Below are 18,939 nucleotides of genomic sequence, written 5' to 3' on the forward strand. Positions count from 1 at the left end.
CGGGCCATGATCGACGCACCGGTGCGCCTGACATCGCTCGACGCCTTCCGCGGCTTCACCATCGCCGCGATGGTGCTCGTGAATAATCCGGGCGACTGGGGCCACCTGCATGCGCAGCTCGCGCATGCGGCCTGGCATGGGTGGACGTTCACCGACACCATCTTCCCTTTCTTTTTATTCATTGGCGGCGTCGCGATGGCGCTGTCGCTGGGCCGCCTGGCCGCCGCCGGCGCGCACAAGCCGCAGCTGCTCCTCAAGCTGGCCAAGCGTGCCGCGTTGATCTTCCTGATCGGCTTCCTGCTCAACCTGATCCCGCGTTTCGATTTCGACAGCGTGCGCATTCCCGGCGTGCTGCAGCGCATCGCCCTGTGCACCTTGCTGGCGGCGCCGCTGGTGGTCTACCTGACGTGGCGCGGCCAGGCGCTCGCCGTCTTCCTGCTGCTGGCGCTGTACAGCGTGCTGATGCTGCTGGTGCCGGTGCCCGGCATCGGCGCAGGCAACCTGGAGCCGGGCCGGGATGCCGGCGCCTGGATCGACCGCGCGCTGATGGACGGCCACCTGTGGGCGCAGGCGAAGACCTGGGACCCGGAAGGCCTGGTGTCCACGCTCCCGGCCGTGTGCAGCCTGTTGTTCGGCGTGCTGGCCGGCCGCCTGCTGCTCTCGGCGCTGCCGCGGGTCGAGCAGGTGGTGTGGCTGATGCTCTCCGGCCTGGCCTGCCTGGCGCTGGGCTCCACGCTCGACGCGGTCCTCATGCCGATCAATAAAAGCCTGTGGACGCCATCGTTCTGCCTGTTGATGAGCGGCTGGGCGCTGCTGGCCTTCGGCGCCAGCTACTGGCTGCTGGACGCGGCGCCGTCAACGGCACTGCGCGAGCGCATGCAGCGCCTGAGCACCCCCTTCGTCATCTACGGCATGAACGCGCTGTTCATCTTCGCTTTATCCGGCCTCATCGCCAAGATGCTCGGTTTGATCCAACTCACGCAGCCGGACGGTAGCCAGCTCGCGCTCGGCCGACTCCTGTACGCGCCGTTCGCCGCGCTGCCGCTGGACCCACGCAACACCTCATTACTGTACGCCATCGCTTTCAACGCCTGCATGTTTGCCATTGCCTGGTGCATGTGGCGCAAGCGCTGGTTCGTCAAAGTCTGAACAGAACACAAAGGAGCCACTTTGCTTCCCGATATGAACAAACGCGCTTTCACGCTCGGCATGGCCAGCGCCTTCGCCCTGGGCGGTCTGCTGGCCGGCTGCGGCACCAAGCCGCTCACCCGCGACGTGCCGGTCGCCGAAACCAGCGGCGGCGACGACCCGCCCGCCGCGCCGCGCGAGCTGCGCGCCGCCTGGGTCTCGACCGTCGCCAATATCGACTGGCCCAGCAAGCCCGGCCTGTCGTCCGCCAAGCAGCAGCAGGAAGCCATCGCCATCCTCGACCGCGCCAAGTCGCTGAACCTGAATGCGATCGTGCTGCAGGTGCGTCCTTCGGCCGATGCGATCTATCCGTCGAAGATCGAGCCGTGGACCGAGTACCTGAGCGGCGCGCAAGGCAAACCGCCAATGCCGGCCTACGATCCGCTCAAGTTCTGGATCGACCAGGCGCATGCGCGCGGCCTCGAGCTGCACGCCTGGTTCAACCCCTACCGTGCGCGCATGGACGCGGCGCGCTCGCAGTCGGCGCCGAACCACATCACCAACACCAATCCCGACATCGTCAAGCGCTATGGCAAGTTCATGTGGATGGACCCGGGCGAGCCGGAAGCCGTCAAGCAGACCATGGACGTGATCCTCGACGTCGTGCGCCGCTACGACATCGACGGCGTGCACATCGACGACTATTTCTATCCCTACCCGATCGAGGCCACGCCGGCCGTGGCCGGCAATGCCGCCGCGCTGGATGGCCGCGCGGCCAGGGCCGAACTGGACTTCCCCGACGATCCGGCCTGGCAGCGCTACCTGAAGAGCGGCGGCACATTGGCGCGCGCCGACTGGCGCCGCGACAATGTCAACCGCCTGATCGAGGCCATGTACAAGGGCATCCATGCCGAAAAAAGCTGGGTGCGCTTCGGCATCAGCCCCTTCGGCCTGGGCCGGCCCGACCGCCGTCCGCCTGGCATCGTCGGCTTCTCGCAATACGACAAGCTGTATGCCGACGCCGAACTGTGGCTGCAGGAGGGCTGGCTCGACTACTTCGTGCCGCAGCTGTACTGGCCGATCAAGCCGCCGGGCCAGGCCTATGACGTGCTGCTGGACTACTGGATCGGCCAGAACCCGCTCGGCCGCCATATCTGGCCGGGCCTGTTCACCAGCCGCATCGGCGCGCCGACCCGCGACTACGAGCCGGACGAAGTGCTGCAGCAGGTCAGCGTGACCCGTTCGCGTCCGCTGGCCACCGGCCACATCCACTTCAGCATGGTGGCCCTGATGCAGAACCGCAAGGGCATCAGCGACCAGCTGCGCACGACCCGCTACACCGGCCAGGCGCTGGTGCCGGCCACGCCGTGGCTGGGCAGCACGCGGCCCGGCACGCCCGCGATCAAGGCGACCCGCGGCGCCAGATCGGTCGACCTGAGCCTGAAGGCGGGCAAGGGCAATGCCCTGTATGCGATCTGGGCCCGCCACGGCAATGAATGGCGCTTCGCCGTGGCGCCGGCGGCGCGCGCGACCTGGACGATTTCCGACGACGAACGCCTCGGCCCGGCCGAGATCGTCGTGGTGAGCGCGGTCGACCGCCTCGGCAACGAGGGCGAGCGCGTGCGTGTGTGGTCGAAACCATAATGCGGGTAGCATCACGGTATGCCGACTGATCAAGACATTCTGCGCGTAGCAGGCGCCGGCCTGGGCATCGACGCCGGCGGCACCCAGACCCGCTGGGCGCTGGCGGCGCCCGGCGGCGCGATCCTGGCCGAGGGCACGGTCGACGGTCTCTCCGCCCTGCAGATGGCCACGCCCCACGGCCGCGACGCCGTGCGCGCCACCTTCGAACGGCTGGCGGCGGCGGTATTGCAGCATGCGAACCCGGTGCGGGTGCAGGCCGGCCTGACCGGCTTCGGCGGCGATGGCGAACTGCTGCAGGGCTGGCTGGCCGCCTTGCTGGGCGTGGCGCCGGGCGCGGTCACCTTGTGCAACGACATCGAGATCGCCTACCGCGCCAGCTTCGCGCCGGGCGAAGGTTACCTGGTCTATGCCGGCACCGGTTCGATCGGGGCCTTCATCGACGAGCACGACGTGTTCCACCGCGCCGGCGGCCGGGGCGTGGTGCTGGACGATGGCGGCGGCGGCTTCTGGATCGCGCGCGAAGCGCTGCGCCACATCTGGCGCAATGAAGACGAACGTCCCGGCTGCTGGCGGGATTCGCCGATGGCGCATGCCGTGTTCGAACACGTCGGCGGATCGGACTGGGCCGAATCGCGAAAGTTCATCTATCAAAACGAGCGCGGGACGGTCGGCAAGCTGGCGCTGGCCGTCGCCGCCAGTGCGCAAAGCGATCCGGCGGCGCGCGCCATCCTGGTCGACGCCGGCCGCGAACTGGCGCGCCTGGCGTCGGCCTTGATCGCGCGCTTCGGGGCGCGTCCGGTGGCCTTGAGCGGACGCGCCGCCGAACTGCATCCGCTGATCGCCGACACCATGCGCGCAGCGCTGCCCCCGAATATCGACTTTGCGCAGACCGGATTGCGCGCCCACCACGCGGCCGCGCGCCTGGCGCTGGGTTGAACGACAAGAAACCACCAAGGAGAACAAGATGAAATCGATCGCCGCCTTACTCGCCCTGACCGTGCTGGCGGGCTGCTCCACCGTCCCGCGCTACGACACCACCTATACCGCCAAGGGCCAGTCGAGCCGGGCGCGCTTCCTGGTGCTGCATTACACGGTCGCCAACACGCCGAGCTCGATCAAGATCCTGACCGAGCAGCAGGTCAGCTCGCACTACCTGCTGACCGACGAGGCGACGCCGAAGATCTATCGCCTGGTCGACGAGAACCGCGCCGCCTGGCATGCCGGCAATTCGAGCTGGAAGAACTTCACCCAGCTGAACAACAGCTCGATCGGCATCGAGATCGTCAACGCCGGCTGGAAGGACACGCCGACCGGCCGCGTCTATGCGCCGTTCCCGCAAGCGCAGGTGGACGCCCTGGTTCCGCTGGTAAAAGACATTGTCCAGCGCCACGGCATCGCGCCCGAGAACGTGCTGGGCCACAGCGACATCGCGCCGTTGAGGAAGCAGGATCCGGGTCCGCAATTCCCGTGGCAGCGCCTGGCGCAAGAGGGCCTGGTGCTGTGGCCGGACGCCGCCCGCGTGGCGGCCGTGCGCCCGGCCTTCGACGCCCTGCTGCCCGACGTCGGCTGGTTCCAGCGCAAGCTGGCGACCCACGGTTTCGGCATTGTGCAAAGCGGCGTGTACGACGAAGCCACCCGCACCACGCTGGCGGCGTTCCAGATGAAATACCGCCCGCTGGACATTTCCGGCAATCCGGACGCCGAGACGGCGGCGCTGCTCGAAGTGCTGACCACGCCGGCCGGCACTCCGCCGCCGCCGATGCCGGTGATCCCGGCCCAGCCGCTGCCGCTGCCGCAGCAAGCGCCGGCGCCCATGCCGGCGCCCATGCCGCCGGTCGGTACGCCAGTGCCGCCATCGGCGCCGGCCCCGACTGCCGAGCCGCTGCCGGGCGCGCTGGAGAACGTGCCGCCGACCGCGCCGGTGCCTGCGCCCGTGCCTGCCACGCCGCCAGTGAATACACCGTGACCCATCGCCGTACAGCAATTTTCGCTGTATCCTTCGCCCATCCACCCTGTGCGTATGCGGGGTGGGTTTTCTACTGAAGGATGAAGCAATGCGTCTGCGTCATATCGAGGTATTCCACGCCATCATGCAAGTCGGCACCATCAGCGGCGCCGCCCAGGTGCTGCATATCTCCCAGCCGGCGGTGACCAAGGTGCTGCAGCACGCCGAGCTGCAGCTGGGCATGCCGCTGTTCGAGCGCGTGCGCGGCAAGCTGTATCCCAAGCCGGAAGCGCACCGCCTGTTCGCCGAAACCGAGAAACTGAACCGCGACCTGCAGGGCATCCGCCGCCTGGCCGCCAGCCTCAAGGGCCGCGCGGTCGAGACCGTGCGCCTGGTGTCGACGCCGACCATCGCGGTCAGCGTGCTGCCGGTGGGGATGACGGCCTGGCGCCGCGATTTTCCCGAAACCCGTTGTGAGCTTGCAACGCATCACACGAGCGAGATCGTCAATGCGCTGCGCCTGGGCGAAGCCGACCTCGCGCTGTCGCTGCAGGATCCGCGCCATCCCGGCATCGTGGCCGAGCCGATCGCGCACGGCCTGCTGACCGTGGTGGCGCCCGCCGGCACCTGGACCGACGACGAATGCAAAAAGCCGATCTCGGCCGAAGACCTGAGCGGTGAACTGATCGGCCTGGCCGACCGCGATCCGCTGGGCGAGATGGTCGTCGCCGCCTGCGAGGCCCAGGGCGTGCAGCCGGTGTTCCGCACCGTGGTGCAGACCTACCAGATCGCGCGCTCGCTGGTGGAGGCCGGCGCCGGCACCGCCATCCTCGACCCGTTCACCGCCGCCTCGGCGGCCCCAAGCAAGGTGCAGTGCCGCCAGTGGTCGCCATCGATCCCGGTGCACCTGTACCTGCTCACCGCCAGCCATTCGCCCCTGTCGCACGGGGCGCGCGAGCTGGCCAACTGCATCGGCGCGACCGCGCGCGCCTGCCTTGAACAAAAGTAGACCATGACGCTTACCCTCGCCAGCGAGGACATCGCCGGCAGCCCCGAATTTCGCCACCTGGACAGCATCGCCGGCATCGACGTCGACCTGCGCTACGCCACGGCCAACAACTTCGTCGGACGCGACCTGTATTCGCCCTACGACTGCGCCTGGCTGCACGTCGAGGCGGCGGCGGCGCTCGAGCGCGCGGTGGCCTGGCTGGCCGTGCATGCGCCCGGCTTGAAGCCGCTGGTGCTGGACGCCCTGCGTCCTCAGCGCGTGCAGCAGCAGTTGTGGGATGCGCTCGAGGGCACCGACCTGCGCCTGTATCTGGCCGATCCGGCGCGCGGCTCGATCCACTCCTACGGCATGGCGCTCGACATCACCTTGCTCGATGCCGACGGCGTCGAACTGGACATGGGCACCGGCTTCGACGACATGACGGAGCTGTCGCATCCGGCGCTGGAAGAAGGCTTTTTGCTGGCCGGACAACTGACCGAGCATCAGCTGGCCAACCGGCGCCTGCTGCGTGAAGCGATGCTGCAGGCCGGCTTCCTGGGCATCAAGACCGAGTGGTGGCACTTCGATTGCGGCGACCGCGACCTGGTGCGCGCCACCTTCCGCCGGGTGCTGTAGTTACGCGGCCAGCTCGACCGATTCGACCCGGTTGCGGCCGTTGCGCTTGGCCGCATACAGCTGCTTGTCGGCCGCCACGATCAGGTCGGGCAGGGTGACGCGCAGGTTGGCGCTGGCGAAATCGAAGGCGGCCACGCCGAAGCTGGCGCTGGTCGGCACCGGTTCGCCGTCGACCGTGAAGGTGCTGGCGGCGAAGGCATCGCGCAGGCGGTCGGCCAGGACGGTCGCCCCCGCCGGCCCGGTCTCGGGCAGGATCAGCAGGAATTCCTCGCCGCCGTAGCGCACCACCGCATCGACGCCCTGGCGCGTCATCCGCTGCAGCAGGGTGGCGAAGTTCTGGATCACGTGGTCGCCCTGGTGGTGGCCGAAGGTGTCGTTGATGTGCTTGAAGTGATCGATATCGCACAGCACCACCGAGACCGGATGGCCGAAGCGCCGCGCCCGCGCCAGCTCGGCGCCCAGCAGATGGTCGTTCAGGTAGTGGCGGTTGTAGCAGCCGGTGAGCTGGTCGCGCTCGGCCAGGCGCTTCAATTGCGTCTGCAGCCGGAATTCCTCGCGCGCCACCCGGTTGAAGCGGCGCGCCGCCAGGATGCCGAAGGTGTTGATCATCGCCAGCAGCATGCCCATCGTGAGCAGGTCGGCGACCGGCCGCGGCGGCAGCAGGGTGTGCACCAGCGCCAGGAAGACGATGACGCCGCCGCTCGCGATCGCGGTGGCGTAGGCCAGCCGGTTCGGGATGTACAGGTAGATCACGACCTGGATCACCACCATCGACAGCGCATGCCAGTGCACCTCGTTCGGACGGGCCAGCGCAACCACCATGAAGCAGCCCAGCGACAGGATTTCGGCGCTCGACGCGGCCAGCCGGGTGCCGCGTATGGACAGCGGACGGCGATAGGCCAGCCAGGCGCAGATGCCGCCATTGACGGCCACGCCCAGGCGCGCCGGCAGGGTTTCCCTGAGCGCGGTGTCCAGGCCCAGCGCCGCGATATCGGTCAGGAAGAAGAACTGGAAAAACACGACGCAGAACAGCAGCGTGAAGCCGAGCAGCGAGCGCGTACGGGGAAGCTGACTGTTCAGGAATTCGGTCTCGTCCGCGGCGCGCGCGAATTCTCCGGTCAGGGGATGGAATTTCATGGATGATCAGGACAGCCAAACTTGAAAGTCGGCAACGCGTCCTGCGGAGGCGGAACCGGAGCGCGGGACACACACCAGGCCGCTATTGTGTCAGCTTTTGCTATCGAAAACTAACGAATTATAGTAATTCGATAGTGACCTTGTTTCGACAGCATTGTTTACCTGTGCATTCACGGTTCAGGGCGCGGCGCCCGAGCGCGCCACCCAGTCCACCAGCGTGTCGAGCACGATGCGTCCGCGGCCATTGCCGCTTTGCTCGCTGTTGATCATCGCCACGAACACGCAAGGAATGCCGTTCGCGTCCGGCACGTAGCCGGCCAGGGCGGTGACGTTGCGCAGCGAGCCTGTCTTGAGGCGCGCGCGGCCGGCGGCGGGGCTGTCCTGCAGGCGGCGGCGCATGGTGCCGTCGACCGCGCCGATCGGGATGCTGGACTGGAATTCCGGCGCCCAGGGGCTGCGCAGCCCGGCCTGCAACAGGCGCGCCATCTGCTGCGCGCTGATGCGCTCGATGCGCGACAGGCCGGAGCCGTTGTCGATCACGAAGCCGGTGTCGTCGATCTGCTTTTCGCGCAGCCAGGCGCGCACGGCGGCGTCGGCGCGGGCGAAGGTCGATTCCCCGGCCAGCGGCAGCGCCAGGCTGCCCGCCACCGGATCGGCCTGCAGGCTGCCCAGGCTCAGGAACAGGGTGCGCGCCAGCGCGTTGTCGGAAGGCTTGTTGGTGTCGCGCACCAGTTCCGGCAGCAGCCGCGACACGTGGGCGGCGAGCAGACGGGCGTCAAGCGGCGTCGCGCCGGTGATGGTGCGGCCGCTCAGCACGCCTCCTTGATCGCTCCAGGCCTGGCGCACCAGGCGGCTCACGTAATCGTCGCGATCGAGCACGTTGACGCCGTAGCTGCGGTTGCAGTTCTTCGGAAAGGTGCCGCGCAAGACCACCTTGATGCGGCCATCGGGCTGGCGCTGCGCCTCGGGCAGCTTCCAGCCGGCCTCCCATTGGGCGCAGTCGGCGTCGACCAGGGTCATCTCGGAGGCCACCGAGACCCGCTCCAGTTGCGGATGCATGCGCAGCCGCAGGGTTGACGCGGTGGAGCGCATGTCGAGCTGCAGCATGTTCTTGTTGACCAGCAGGGCGTCGGGGATCACGTTGTAATACGCTTCGGGCGACTCGTCGAACGGCGGCAGGCCGACATCCGGACGGTCCGGCTGGAACAGGGCGCGGTCGAGCACCAGGTCGCCCTCGATGCGTTCGATGCCCTCGTAGCGCAGCGCGCGCAGCATGTCGGCGATGTGTTCGCCGGATAAGTCGGCATCGGCGCCGCCCTTCATGTACAGGCTCCCGCGCAGCACGCCGTCCTCGACCTGGCCAGTGGTGCGCAGCTCGGTGCGGCCGCGGAAGGCGGGGCCCAGGCGTTCCAGGCCGACCAGGGTCGTCACCAGCTTCATGGTCGATGCCGGCTGCATCGGCAGGCCGGCCCGGTGTTCCAGCACGGTGGCGTCGCCGCGCAGCACCAGCACCCCGATCTCGTCCTGCCCGATGCCGTTCTGCTGCAGCGCCTGGGCCACCGGTTGCGGCAGCTGGGCGTGGGCGAACGAGATGCTCGTGAAGAGCGCGGCAAGAGCGAAGACGGAGCGTTGGAGCATGCTGTTCCTTTTAACCGAAGAAGAGATAGGCGACGAAGATGGCGGCGACGATGCCGATCAGGTCGGCCAGCAGGCCATAGCTGACCGCATAGCGGGTCTTGCGGATGCCGACCGAGCCGAAATACAGGGCGATGATGTAGAAAGTGGTGTCCGAGGCGCCCTGCAGGATGCTGGCCAGGCGGCCGACGAAGGAATCGACGCCGTAGGTATTGATCGCATCGATCATCATGGCGCGCGCGCCGCTGCCCGACAGCGACTTCATGAGCGCGGTCGGCAGCGCGCCGACGAAGTCGGTCTGCAGGCCGAGCGAGGCGAACACCCAGGCGAAGCCGTTCACGATCAGGCCCAGGATGCCGGAGTTGCGCACCACGCTGATCGCGACGATCATGCCGACCAGGTAGGGGATGATCTTGATCGCGGTCTCGACTCCGCCCTTGGCGCCTTCGATGAAGGCCTCGAACACGTTCACCTTTTTCATCAGGGCCCCGGTCATGAAGGCGGCGATCACCGAGAACAGCACCAGGTTGGCGACCACGGTCGACACCAGCTGGATCTGCGATTTATCGAGGAAGTAGGTAAAACTGAACACCATCGACGCGATCAGCGCGGCGGTGCCGCCGATCCAGGCAAAGACCACCGGGTCGAACATATTGATGCGCTGGCGGATGCCCACCGCGATGATGCTGAAGATGGTGGCGGTATAGGTGGCGATCAGGGTCGGGATGAAGATGTCGGCCGGATTGGCGGCGCCGAGCACCGCGCGCTGGGCCATGACGGCCAGCGGGATGATGGTCAGGCCGGAGGTCTGGATCACCAGGAACATCAGCTGGGCGTCGCTGGCCTCGTCCTTCTTCGGGTTGATCGACTGCAGGCTTTCCATCGCCTTCAGGCCGAAGGGCGTGGCGGCGTTGTCCAGCCCCAGCATATTGGCCGAGAAGTTCATCACCATGTGGCCATTGGCCGGATGGTCCCGCGGCACGCCGGGGAAGATGCGCGAAAAGAAGGGCGCGATCACGCGCGCGAACAGGTTGATGGCGCCGGCCTTTTCGCCGACGTTCATGATGCCCAGCCAGAAGGTCATCACGCCGGCGAGCGGCAGGGCGATGTCCATCACGGCCATCTTGGCCGAGTCGAAGGTGCCGTCGATGATGCGCTTGAAAATCTCGGTATCGCCGAGGAACAGCCATTGGAATAGCGCTGCGATGAAGCCGACGAGGAAGAAGCCAGTCCAGATGTAATTGAGTGCCATGAAGTAGGTCGCTGCTGGGTATCGCACGATTGTGCAGTGGACAGGGGCTGAGGGCAAGCCGCGTGGATGAAAGAATGCAGCCGCACCATGTGCAAAAGTTATGAGCGTTGCCTCGGGCAGGGCGCCGGCCTATGATACGCAACGCCCAACACGCCCCGCCGTCATGACATTCCGCTACGCCGCCGCCCTTGTATTCACCCTGTCCTGCCTTGGTGCGCAGGCGGCCGGAGCCCAGGCGCAGCCGCCGGCGCAGTCGGAGCAAAAAGTGCTGCGCATGTTCCTGTCCACCAGCGAAACGGGGCTCGACCCGGCGATGGCGTCCGACAACGCCACCCTGTCGCTGCTGGAAAACCTGTTCGATCCGCTGCTGCGCTACGACTACCTGGCGCGGCCGGCCAAGCTGCGGCCGAACACGGTAACTGCGATGCCCCAGGTGAGCGCCGACGGCCTGACGTATACCTTCCGCATCCGCCCCGGCATCCATTTCACGCCCGACCCGGCCTTCAAGGGCGTGAAGCGCGAAGTCACCGCCGCCGACTATGTCTACAGCCTCGAGCGCCTGCGCGACCCGTCGCTCAGGTCGCCCTGGTCGTATATGCTCGAAGGCAAGCAGGTGGAGGCGGTCGACCGCTACACCCTGCGCATCCGCCTGGCCGCGCCCGACAACAACTTCCTGTTCTATCTCGCCACCCCGGCCACCGGCGTGGTGGCGCGCGAGGTGATCGAGGCCTATCCGGGCCAGGCCGGCAACCATCCGGTCGGCACCGGCCCCTTCATGGTCAAGGAATGGAAGCGCAGCGACCGCATCGTCCTGCTGGCGAATCCCTATTCGACGGCCGTGTTCCATGCCACGCCGGGAGACGACCCGGAAGACCGGGCGATTGCCGCCGCCCTGAACGGAAAACGCCTGCCGCGGGTGGACCGGATCGACGTGAAGATCGCCGAGGAATTCCAGGGCCGCATGCTGGGCTTCCTGAATGGCGAATACGACTACCTGGAACAGATTCCCGAATCGATGACCGAGATGGTGGTGCGCGATGGCGAACTCAAACCCGAGCTGGCGGCGCGCGGCATCGTGCTGTCGCGCTTCCCGGTGCTGCAGACCTATTACATGTGGATGAACATGAACGACCCGGTGGTCGGCGGCTACGGAAAGGACAGGGTAGCGCTGCGGCGCGCGATCTCGATGTCGTATAACAGCGCGGAAGACATCGCGCTGCTCAAGAAGGGATTCGCGATCAAGGCCGAATCGCCGCTGCCGCCGAACGTGCTCGGCTACGATCCGGATTACCGCAGCCCGGTGCCCTACAACCCGGCGCTGGCCAACGCGCTGCTGGACCGCCATGGCTACGACGGGCGCGATGCCGATGGTTTCCGGCGCGCGCCTGGTGGCAAGCCGCTGACGCTCACGATGCACAGCGAAGCCACCGTCGGCGGCCGCCTGCGCGACGAGTTGTGGAGAAAATGCCTGAACGCGATCGGCCTGCGCGTGGTGTTCAAGTCGGACAAGAAGACCGAGATCATCAAGGCGTCGCGCCTGGGCACGGTGCAGATGTTCGAAAGTAACTGGATTGCCGACTTCCCCGACGGCGACAATTTTTACCAGCTGCTGTACGGACCCAATGCGGGCCGCGCCAACTACGCGCGTTTCAACCTGCCCGAGTACAACGTGCGCTACGAAAGAGCGCGTCTGCTCGGCGATGGTGCGCAGCGCAACCAGCTGTATTTCGAGATGAATCAGCTCATCCACGCCTATAACCCATGGGTGCCGTTGACCCATGTGCTGTCCGGCGACCTGCGTCATCCGTGGTTGAAAAACTACAAACGGCATCCGGTCGAATTCACGACCTGGCGTTACCTCGATGTCGATGTTGCGCAAAGAGCACGCTCCGCCAGAGCTAAGCGATAGATTCCGTTAGTTTTTCCTAAATAAAATATTCCTGCTGGTTATACTGCCCTCCGGATAATTCATTGGCACCTGAGATTTTTGTGGGCGTACTCTGAATTCACAACATAACGTAATGCTAAGAGCGAACTAGCCATTACGAAGAGAGCAGGCCAGGCGCCGCACCCCTGCGGTGCACCAGACTGGCCCAAGACCGCCAAGGGAAACGTTAGGAGAAACACGGTGAAATTAAAAGAGCTGGCACAGTGGATGGCCTTGATGGGCGCTGCCGCCCCGATCGTGGCACAAGCGCAGGCACAGGCGGAAGCGTCGATGCAGCGGGTGGAAATCACCGGCTCGAGCATCAAGCGCATCGCCAAGGAAGGTGCGCTGCCGGTTGAAATCATTTCGCGCAAACAGCTCGAGGACCAGGGCATCGTGACGGCCGAGCAGCTGATCGCGACCCTGAACGTCAACGGCAACGGTTCCGACAACCTGGCGTCGAACGCCGACGTGACGTCCGGCGCCCAGCGCGGCAACAACGGCGCCTCGAGCGCCAACCTGCGCGGCCAGGGTTCCGATTCGACCCTGGTGCTGCTCAACGGCCGCCGCGTCGCGACCCACGGCATGAAGGGCTCGGCGGTCGACCTGAACTCGATCCCGATGGCGGCGGTCGAGCGCGTCGAAGTGCTGAAGGACGGCGCCTCGGCCGTGTATGGCACCGACGCGATCGGCGGCGTGATCAACTTCATCCTGCGCAAGAACTACAAGGGCCTGGAAGCCCAGGCCTTCACCGACATCGCCGAAGAGAGCGGCGGCGAAATCGGCCGCGCCACCATCACCGGCGGCTGGGGCGACCTCGACACCCAGGGCTGGAACGTGCTGGTGACGGCCGCGCACAGCGAGAACAAGGCGCTGCGCGGCGACCAGCGTGATTTCGTGAATACCTTCCAGCCGAACCGCGGCGTGTCGGTCGATACCCGCGGCACGCCGAGCGGCAACATCTTCGCCACCACCCTGGCGCCGACCCTGCTGTCGCGCACCGGCACCGGTCCGACCATCCCGGGCGGCGGCACCGTGGCCTACAACGGCATCAGCCTGCTCGACCTGCCGGGCGGCCCTGGCTGCGACAGCATCGACGGCATGGGCGCCTACGACGAGAAGCTCTGGGATTCGCCGGGCGCCGCCTATGGCTGCGCCTGGGATACCGGCCGCGCCGCCGTGCTGCAGCAGCCGGTCAAGAATTCGAATGCGCTGGCGCGCGCCACCTTCCGCATGGGCGAGCACGAGTTCTATGCCGAAGGCGTGGCCTCGCGCGTCGAAGTAGCCAAGCGCTTCTCGCCGAATCAGATTTCTCCTTCCGCCTCGACCTTCGGTCCGACCTCGTTCTACCCAAGCACCGGCGCCGCCTACGACGACGTGTACAACGCGCTGGTCAAGGTCTTCCCGAGCATCTCGGCCAACTACGGCCTGCCGATCGCCTACCGCTGGCGCTGCATGGAGTGCGGCAACCGCGAGATCGAGACCGAGACCAAGGCCGGCCGCCTGCTGCTGGGCGCCGACGGACCATTGAGCCTGTTCGGCAAGCGCTACGACTACCGCGTGGGCCTGTCGCGCGCCTTCAGCGAATCGGATTCGACGCTGGGCACCGGCTACAACTACACCCGGGCGCTGGCCGACGTGCTGGGTTCGGGCATCGTGAACCCGTTCCTGCTGCCGGGCCAGAGCCAGAGCCAGGAAGCGATCGACGCGATCCGCGCCACCTCGGCCGCCGGCGTGGTGATGTATGGCGGCAAAGTGACCATGACGCAGTTCGATGCCGCGATTTCGGGCGAACTGTTCAACCTGCCGGCCGGCCCCGTCATGGCCGCGCTGGGCACCGACCTGCGCCGCGAGGAATACAAGTTCAATGGCGACCGCCGCGCCGCCGACGCGCGTCCGGCGATCCTGAACGCGCCGTTCGACGACGTCAACGCGCTGGACCAGGTCAAGCGCGACATCAAGGCGATCTACGCCGAGGTGCTGGTGCCGGTGACCCAGGCGCTGGAACTGACCTTCGCCATCCGCCGCGACGACTACACGGGTTTCGGCGCCACCACCAATCCGAAGGTGTCGTTCCGTTACCAGCCGATCCCGCAACTGATGTTCCGCGGCTCGTACAACGAAAGCTTCCGCGCGCCGTCGTTCAACCAGCTGTTCAACGGCGTGACCGAGTCGCCGTATGCAGGCAAGGACCTGGCCGACCCGGCCACCTGCCCGATCGGCCGCGTCGACAGCACGATCGCCGGCTGCGAGGCCGTCAACCCGGTCACCATCACCGGCGGCCAGCCGATGCTGGGACCGGAAACGGCGAAGCAGGGCAGCCTGGGCGTGGTGTTCGAGCCGACCAGCTACTTCTCGGCCAATGCCGACCTGTGGGAGATCCGCAAGTACGACACGATCGATTCGTTCAATGTGGCGACCATGGTCGAGAACTACAATCTGTTCCAGGACCAGTTCATCCGTGACCCGGCCACCGGCCAGCTGGCCATCATCGACCAGCGCTGGCTCAATGCCGGCGAGCGCATCACGCGCGGCGTCGAAGTCGGCGCCCGCCTGAACGGCAAGTTCAGCACCGGCGCCGTGTGGACCGTGGGCCTGGACGGCTCGCGCCTGCTCGAGAAGAAGTCGCGCGCCACGAAGAACTCGGAGTTCGGCGAAAGCGAAGTAGGCCGCTTCCTGTTCACCGGCGACCTGGGCCTGAAGTGGAAGCACAGCGCCTACGTCACCTACAAGCAGGGCAACTGGAGCGGCATGCTGCAGAACATCTACCGTTCGGGCTATGACGACCAGGTGCTGCCGGGCGTGGCCAGCGGTCGCATCGTGCCGTCGAACTACAGCAGCAAGGTCGACGACTATTCGATCTTCAACCTGTCGGTGAACTATACGGGCTTCCAGAACCTGACCCTGACCGCGGGCGTCAAGAACCTGCTGGACGAAGATCCGCCGTTCGCGATCACCTACGACAGCAACACCGGCGCCGGCAGCAGCTGGGAACCGCGCGTCGCCGATCCACGGGGCCGTTCGTTCACCCTGATGGCCAACTACAAGTTCTTCTGATTGGCCTACACTGAGGGCCCGCGCCATGGAGGTTTTCGGCCTCCCGGCGCGGGCCTTTTTTCATCTGGAGTCCTGCCTCACGCATGAAGATCAGCCGCCGCAGCTTCGGCGCCATCGCCGCCGCCTTGTCCCTTGCCTTGCCCGGCCTTGCCGCAGCGCGCCAGCACCCCTCACGCCCCATGAAAAAACTCATCAAACCACCGCGCCTGAAGCGCGGCGACACCGTCGGCCTGATCGCGCCCGGCGGCTATACCAACGACCGCGCCATCGAGAAGGCGGTGCGCAATATCGAAGCGCTGGGTTTCAAGGTCAAGACGGGCGCCTATCTGCGCGAAGTGTTCGGCAACTATGCCGGCTCGGTCCAGCAGCGCCTGGCCGATCTGCATGCGATGTTCCTCGACCCGGAAGTGAAGGCGATCTGGCCGATCCGCGGCGGCTCGGGCTGCATCTCGCTGGTCTCAAGCCTCGACTACGAGCTCATTCGCCGCAATCCGAAGGTCCTGATCGGCTATTCCGACATCACGGCACTGCATCTCGCGATCCTCAAACAGACCGGCCTGGTGACCTTCCACGGTCCGGTGGCCTCGTCGACGATGACGCCATATTCGAGCGAGCACATGATGGCGGTGCTGACCGAGCCGCAGGCCAGCTACACGATCCCCATGTCGCACGAGAACGCGCAGCGCGCCGCGAGCGAGCCGCATTTCGGCGTCCACACCTTCACCCACGGCGTGGCCACCGGTCCGCTCATGGGCGGCAACCTGTCGCTGGTGGCGGCGCTGGCCGGCACGCCGTATGCGGCCGACATCAAGGACAGCATCCTGTTCCTGGAAGAGGTGAACGAAGCGCCGTACCGGATCGACCGCTGGATGACCCAGCTCGACCTGGCGGGCGGCTTCAACAACGCGGCGGCGCTGGTGGTCGGCATTTGCGAGAACTGCGGGCCGGAGCACGAAGACATTTCATTGACGCTGGAGCGGACCCTGGGCCTGCACCTGCATCCGCTGACGATTCCGGCGGTGTCGGGCTATTCGATCGGGCATATCCGCAACCAGTTCACCCTGCCGATGGGGATCCAGGCGCGGATCGATACCAAGGCGCAGACGATCACGCTGCTGGAGCCTGCCGTTACCTGACGCGCCGGCTCATCATGACCGAGCCGTGCGATTCGCCATCGATGCGGTACAGGTCGGGCACCTCGCCCGTGACGACGAAGCCGGCGCGTTCGTACAGCCGGCGCGCGGCGAGGTTTACCGACAGCACGTCGAGGTCGACCCATTCGAGCGGCGGCGTGGCGGCAGCCCAGGCCAGCGCCGTCTCGACCAGTTGCCGGCCCAGTCCAAAGCGCCGGTAGTCGCGGTGCACGCCCATGCCCAGCAGCGCGCGGTGGCTGGAAGCTGGATCGGACCGCGCGCGCAGGTCGACATGGCCCGCGATCGCACCCAGCGTGTCGAGCGCGATCCACATATGGCGCCAGCCCGGCTGGCCGAACGGCACCGAGAAGCTGGCCGCGAAGGCCGCCGCCTTCTCGGGCGGCACGCGCGACTGGAGGCGCGACAGCGGCTGGAACAGCGGCATGCCGCCGCGGCCATTTTCCTGCAGCTGGTCGTCGAGATACTGGAACAGCTGCGCCAGCCGCTCGGGCTCGAGCGGCACGATCCGCAGTAAAGGAAGGCTCACAGCGCGCGCGCGATCAGGATCTTCTGGATATCGCTGGTGCCTTCATAGATCTGGCACACGCGCACGTCGCGGTAGATGCGCTCGACCGGGAAGTCGGCCACGTAGCCATAGCCGCCGAACACCTGCATCGCGCTCGACACGACGTTCTCGGCCATCTCTGACGCGAACAGCTTGGCCATCGCCGCCTCCTTCAGGCAGGGCAGGCCCGCATCCTTCATCGCGGCGGCGTGCAGGATCAGCTGGCGCGCGGCTTCGATCTTCATCGCCATCTCGGCCAGGCGGAACTGCACCGCCTGGTGCTCGAAGATCGGCTTGCCGAAACTCTCGCGCTCCTTCGCATAGCCGAGCGCCGCCTCGTAGGCCGCGCGCGCCATGCCGACCGATTGCGAGGCGATGCCGATGCGGCCGCCCTCCAGCCCGGACAGGGCGATCTTGTAGCCCATGCCCTCCTCGCCGATCAGGTTGGCCGCCGGGATGCGGCAGTTGTCGAACACGATCTGCGCCGTGTCCGACGAATGCTGGCCCATCTTCTGCTCGATGCCGGCCACGATGTAGCCGGACGTAGCGGTCGGCACCCAGAAAGCGCTGATGCCCTTCTTGCCGGCCGCCTTGTCGGTGACGGCCATGACGATGGCCACGTCGCCATGCTTGCCGCTGGTGATGAACTGCTTGGCGCCGTTGATGACGTAGCTGTCGCCGTCACCGCCTTTGTCACGTACTGCTGTGGTGCGCAGCGCCGCCGCATCGCTGCCGGTGTGCGGTTCGGTGAGGGCGAAGGCGCCCAGCAGCTCTCCCTGGGCGAGAGGGCGCAGCCAGCGTGCTTTTTGCTCTTCGTTCGCATACATCATGGCGATGCTGCACACGGGGCAGTTGTTGACCGAGATGATGGTCGAGGTGCCGCCGTCGCCGGCCGCGATCTCTTCGAGCACCAGCGCCAGCGACACGTAGTCCAGGCCCGCGCCGCCATACTGCTCCGGCACCGCCACGCCGAAGGCGCCCAGGGCCGCCAGTTCCTTCAGTTCCTCTTTCGGGAAATGGTGTTCGCGGTCCCAGCGCGCGGCGTTGGGGGCCAGGCGCTCCTGCGCAAAGCTGCGCAGGGCGTCGCGGATCATCTGGTGTTCTTCGCTCAGGATCATGGTGTCTCGTGTGTCTTTTTATGTGTAGTGATTGCCTACCAGGCGATGGCGGCGCCGTCGTGGTTCAGGAAGCTGCCGTTGGCGCTGGCGTCCACCTTCGCCAGGGTAGCGCGCAGGTCGCGCACGCTGTGCTCCGGCGTCAGGCTGGCGCCCGAGCCGCCCATATCGGTCTGAACCCAGCCCGGATGGAAGGCGACACAGGTGACGCCTTGCGCGCCATAGGTGATCGACGCGTCCCTCAGCACGGAGTTGAGCGCCGCCTTGCTGGCGCGGTACAGCGTGCCTTCGGTGCCCGTGCGCTCTCCGATCGATCCCATGCGCGAGGAGACGACCGCCAGCTTGCCGCGCGTGTCGGCCAGCAGCGGGCCGATGATGGGGATCAGGCGCATCGCGGCCAGCACGTTGGTGTGCATGACGGCGTCGAATTCGGGACCGGTCGGGAAGCTGCCGTGGGTCGGGCCGTAGACACCGGCCACCAGCCAGGCGGCGTCGACTTGTTCATCGTCGAGGCGCCAGGCCAGCGCCGCGATCGAATCGGCCACCGTGACGTCGAGCTGGTGGGCCTCGGCGCCGAGGTGGACCAGTTCATCGCAGTCTTCCTGCTTGCGCGCGGTGGCGATGACGCGCCAGCCCTCGAGCCGGTACTGGCGGACCATCTCGTGGCCGATGCCGCGCGAGGCGCCGATGATCAGTGCGGTTGGCATGATGAACTCCCTGTGAACGGTTGAATCCTCAATGTTCGCATGGTTCGTTCATCATTGCCGCGCTGGTCGA

At 66.6% G+C, this 18,939-nt stretch carries 14 protein-coding genes and 1 pseudogene; 9 read left to right on the top strand and 6 right to left on the bottom strand.

The window, feature by feature from the left end:
* Positions 1–6 precede the first annotated feature (6 nt).
* From HMPREF9710_RS04515 to HMPREF9710_RS04540, 6 genes and pseudogenes are all read left to right on the top strand, one after another.
* Complete coding sequence (locus HMPREF9710_RS04515; protein ID WP_005664301.1) at positions 7–1,149, top strand: acyltransferase family protein; 1,143 nt, start codon at positions 7–9, stop codon at positions 1,147–1,149.
* Positions 1,150–1,182: 33 nt separating this feature from the next.
* Entirely contained in the window at positions 1,183–2,772 is a 1,590-nt protein-coding gene (locus tag HMPREF9710_RS04520; RefSeq protein ID WP_169331313.1) for a glycoside hydrolase family 10-like protein, read from the top strand.
* An 18-nt stretch (positions 2,773–2,790) separates the two neighbouring features.
* A complete protein-coding gene (locus tag HMPREF9710_RS04525) occupies positions 2,791–3,708 on the top strand; it encodes an N-acetylglucosamine kinase (RefSeq protein WP_005664305.1) in 918 nt (305 codons plus the stop codon).
* Positions 3,709–3,736: 28 nt separating this feature from the next.
* Positions 3,737–4,501: pseudogene (locus HMPREF9710_RS04530) on the top strand (N-acetylmuramoyl-L-alanine amidase); the annotation flags it as partial.
* 325 nt (positions 4,502–4,826) lie between these two features.
* Entirely contained in the window at positions 4,827–5,726 is a 900-nt protein-coding gene (locus HMPREF9710_RS04535; protein WP_005664309.1) for a LysR family transcriptional regulator, read from the top strand.
* Positions 5,727–5,729: 3 nt separating this feature from the next.
* A complete protein-coding gene (locus HMPREF9710_RS04540) occupies positions 5,730–6,341 on the top strand; it encodes a M15 family metallopeptidase (RefSeq protein ID WP_005664311.1) in 612 nt (203 codons plus the stop codon).
* Here HMPREF9710_RS04540 and HMPREF9710_RS04545 read toward each other — a convergent pair whose 3' ends face one another.
* The 3 genes from HMPREF9710_RS04545 to HMPREF9710_RS04555 all read right to left on the bottom strand — a co-directional run bounded on the left by HMPREF9710_RS04545 (position 6,342) and on the right by HMPREF9710_RS04555 (position 10,365).
* Positions 6,342–7,478: a GGDEF domain-containing protein gene (locus tag HMPREF9710_RS04545; protein ID WP_005664313.1), complete on the bottom strand. Its 1,137-nt coding sequence runs from the start codon at positions 7,476–7,478 to the stop codon at positions 6,342–6,344.
* A gap of 177 nt (positions 7,479–7,655) precedes the next feature.
* Positions 7,656–9,116, bottom strand: coding sequence for a D-alanyl-D-alanine carboxypeptidase/D-alanyl-D-alanine endopeptidase (gene dacB / locus HMPREF9710_RS04550; RefSeq protein WP_005664315.1), 1,461 nt, complete (start codon positions 9,114–9,116; stop codon positions 7,656–7,658).
* Positions 9,117–9,126: 10 nt separating this feature from the next.
* Positions 9,127–10,365 carry a spore maturation protein gene (locus HMPREF9710_RS04555; RefSeq protein WP_005664317.1) on the bottom strand — a complete coding sequence of 413 codons (1,239 nt, stop codon included), beginning with the start codon at positions 10,363–10,365 and terminating at the stop codon, positions 9,127–9,129.
* A 163-nt stretch (positions 10,366–10,528) separates the two neighbouring features.
* Between HMPREF9710_RS04555 and HMPREF9710_RS04560 the strand changes: the two genes are divergently transcribed.
* The 3 genes from HMPREF9710_RS04560 to HMPREF9710_RS04570 all read left to right on the top strand — a co-directional run bounded on the left by HMPREF9710_RS04560 (position 10,529) and on the right by HMPREF9710_RS04570 (position 16,485).
* A complete protein-coding gene (locus HMPREF9710_RS04560) occupies positions 10,529–12,274 on the top strand; it encodes an ABC transporter substrate-binding protein (protein WP_005664318.1) in 1,746 nt (581 codons plus the stop codon).
* A gap of 219 nt (positions 12,275–12,493) precedes the next feature.
* Complete coding sequence (locus HMPREF9710_RS04565) at positions 12,494–15,349, top strand: TonB-dependent receptor domain-containing protein (protein ID WP_005664320.1); 2,856 nt, start codon at positions 12,494–12,496, stop codon at positions 15,347–15,349.
* Positions 15,350–15,432: 83 nt separating this feature from the next.
* Positions 15,433–16,485, top strand: a complete 1,053-nt coding sequence (locus HMPREF9710_RS04570; protein ID WP_005664322.1) for a S66 peptidase family protein — start codon at positions 15,433–15,435, stop codon at positions 16,483–16,485.
* On the opposite strand, the gene HMPREF9710_RS04575 is transcribed toward HMPREF9710_RS04570, so the two are convergent.
* Genes HMPREF9710_RS04575 through HMPREF9710_RS04585 form a run of 3 tightly spaced genes read right to left on the bottom strand, consistent with a single transcriptional unit; the run spans position 16,478 to position 18,869 of the window.
* Positions 16,478–17,029 carry a GNAT family N-acetyltransferase gene (locus tag HMPREF9710_RS04575; protein ID WP_005664324.1) on the bottom strand — a complete coding sequence of 184 codons (552 nt, stop codon included), beginning with the start codon at positions 17,027–17,029 and terminating at the stop codon, positions 16,478–16,480. The two genes, HMPREF9710_RS04570 and HMPREF9710_RS04575, sit on opposite strands and share 8 nt — an antisense overlap.
* Entirely contained in the window at positions 17,026–18,165 is a 1,140-nt protein-coding gene (locus tag HMPREF9710_RS04580; protein WP_005664326.1) for an acyl-CoA dehydrogenase family protein, read from the bottom strand. The genes HMPREF9710_RS04575 and HMPREF9710_RS04580 overlap by 4 nt, the downstream gene beginning before the upstream one ends.
* Before the next feature lie 35 nt (positions 18,166–18,200).
* The gene (locus HMPREF9710_RS04585) at positions 18,201–18,869 is read right to left on the bottom strand and encodes an SDR family oxidoreductase (protein WP_005664328.1); all 669 of its coding nucleotides are present in this window, start codon (positions 18,867–18,869) and stop codon (positions 18,201–18,203) included.
* Positions 18,870–18,939 lie beyond the last annotated feature (70 nt).

The sequence above is a fragment of the Massilia timonae CCUG 45783 genome (assembly GCF_000315425.1).
Classification (GTDB): domain Bacteria; phylum Pseudomonadota; class Gammaproteobacteria; order Burkholderiales; family Burkholderiaceae_D; genus Telluria; species Telluria timonae.

Coding starts and splice junctions, on each gene's coding strand:
- HMPREF9710_RS04515 (WP_005664301.1), top strand. CDS start 7: ATGATCGACGCACCGGTGCGCCTGACATCGCTCGACGCCTTCCGCGGC.
- HMPREF9710_RS04520 (WP_169331313.1), top strand. CDS start 1,183: ATGAACAAACGCGCTTTCACGCTCGGCATGGCCAGCGCCTTCGCCCTG.
- HMPREF9710_RS04525 (WP_005664305.1), top strand. CDS start 2,791: ATGCCGACTGATCAAGACATTCTGCGCGTAGCAGGCGCCGGCCTGGGC.
- HMPREF9710_RS04535 (WP_005664309.1), top strand. CDS start 4,827: ATGCGTCTGCGTCATATCGAGGTATTCCACGCCATCATGCAAGTCGGC.
- HMPREF9710_RS04540 (WP_005664311.1), top strand. CDS start 5,730: ATGACGCTTACCCTCGCCAGCGAGGACATCGCCGGCAGCCCCGAATTT.
- HMPREF9710_RS04545 (WP_005664313.1), bottom strand. CDS start 7,478: ATGAAATTCCATCCCCTGACCGGAGAATTCGCGCGCGCCGCGGACGAG.
- dacB (WP_005664315.1), bottom strand. CDS start 9,116: ATGCTCCAACGCTCCGTCTTCGCTCTTGCCGCGCTCTTCACGAGCATC.
- HMPREF9710_RS04555 (WP_005664317.1), bottom strand. CDS start 10,365: ATGGCACTCAATTACATCTGGACTGGCTTCTTCCTCGTCGGCTTCATC.
- HMPREF9710_RS04560 (WP_005664318.1), top strand. CDS start 10,529: ATGACATTCCGCTACGCCGCCGCCCTTGTATTCACCCTGTCCTGCCTT.
- HMPREF9710_RS04570 (WP_005664322.1), top strand. CDS start 15,433: ATGAAGATCAGCCGCCGCAGCTTCGGCGCCATCGCCGCCGCCTTGTCC.
- HMPREF9710_RS04580 (WP_005664326.1), bottom strand. CDS start 18,165: ATGATCCTGAGCGAAGAACACCAGATGATCCGCGACGCCCTGCGCAGC.
- HMPREF9710_RS04585 (WP_005664328.1), bottom strand. CDS start 18,869: ATGCCAACCGCACTGATCATCGGCGCCTCGCGCGGCATCGGCCACGAG.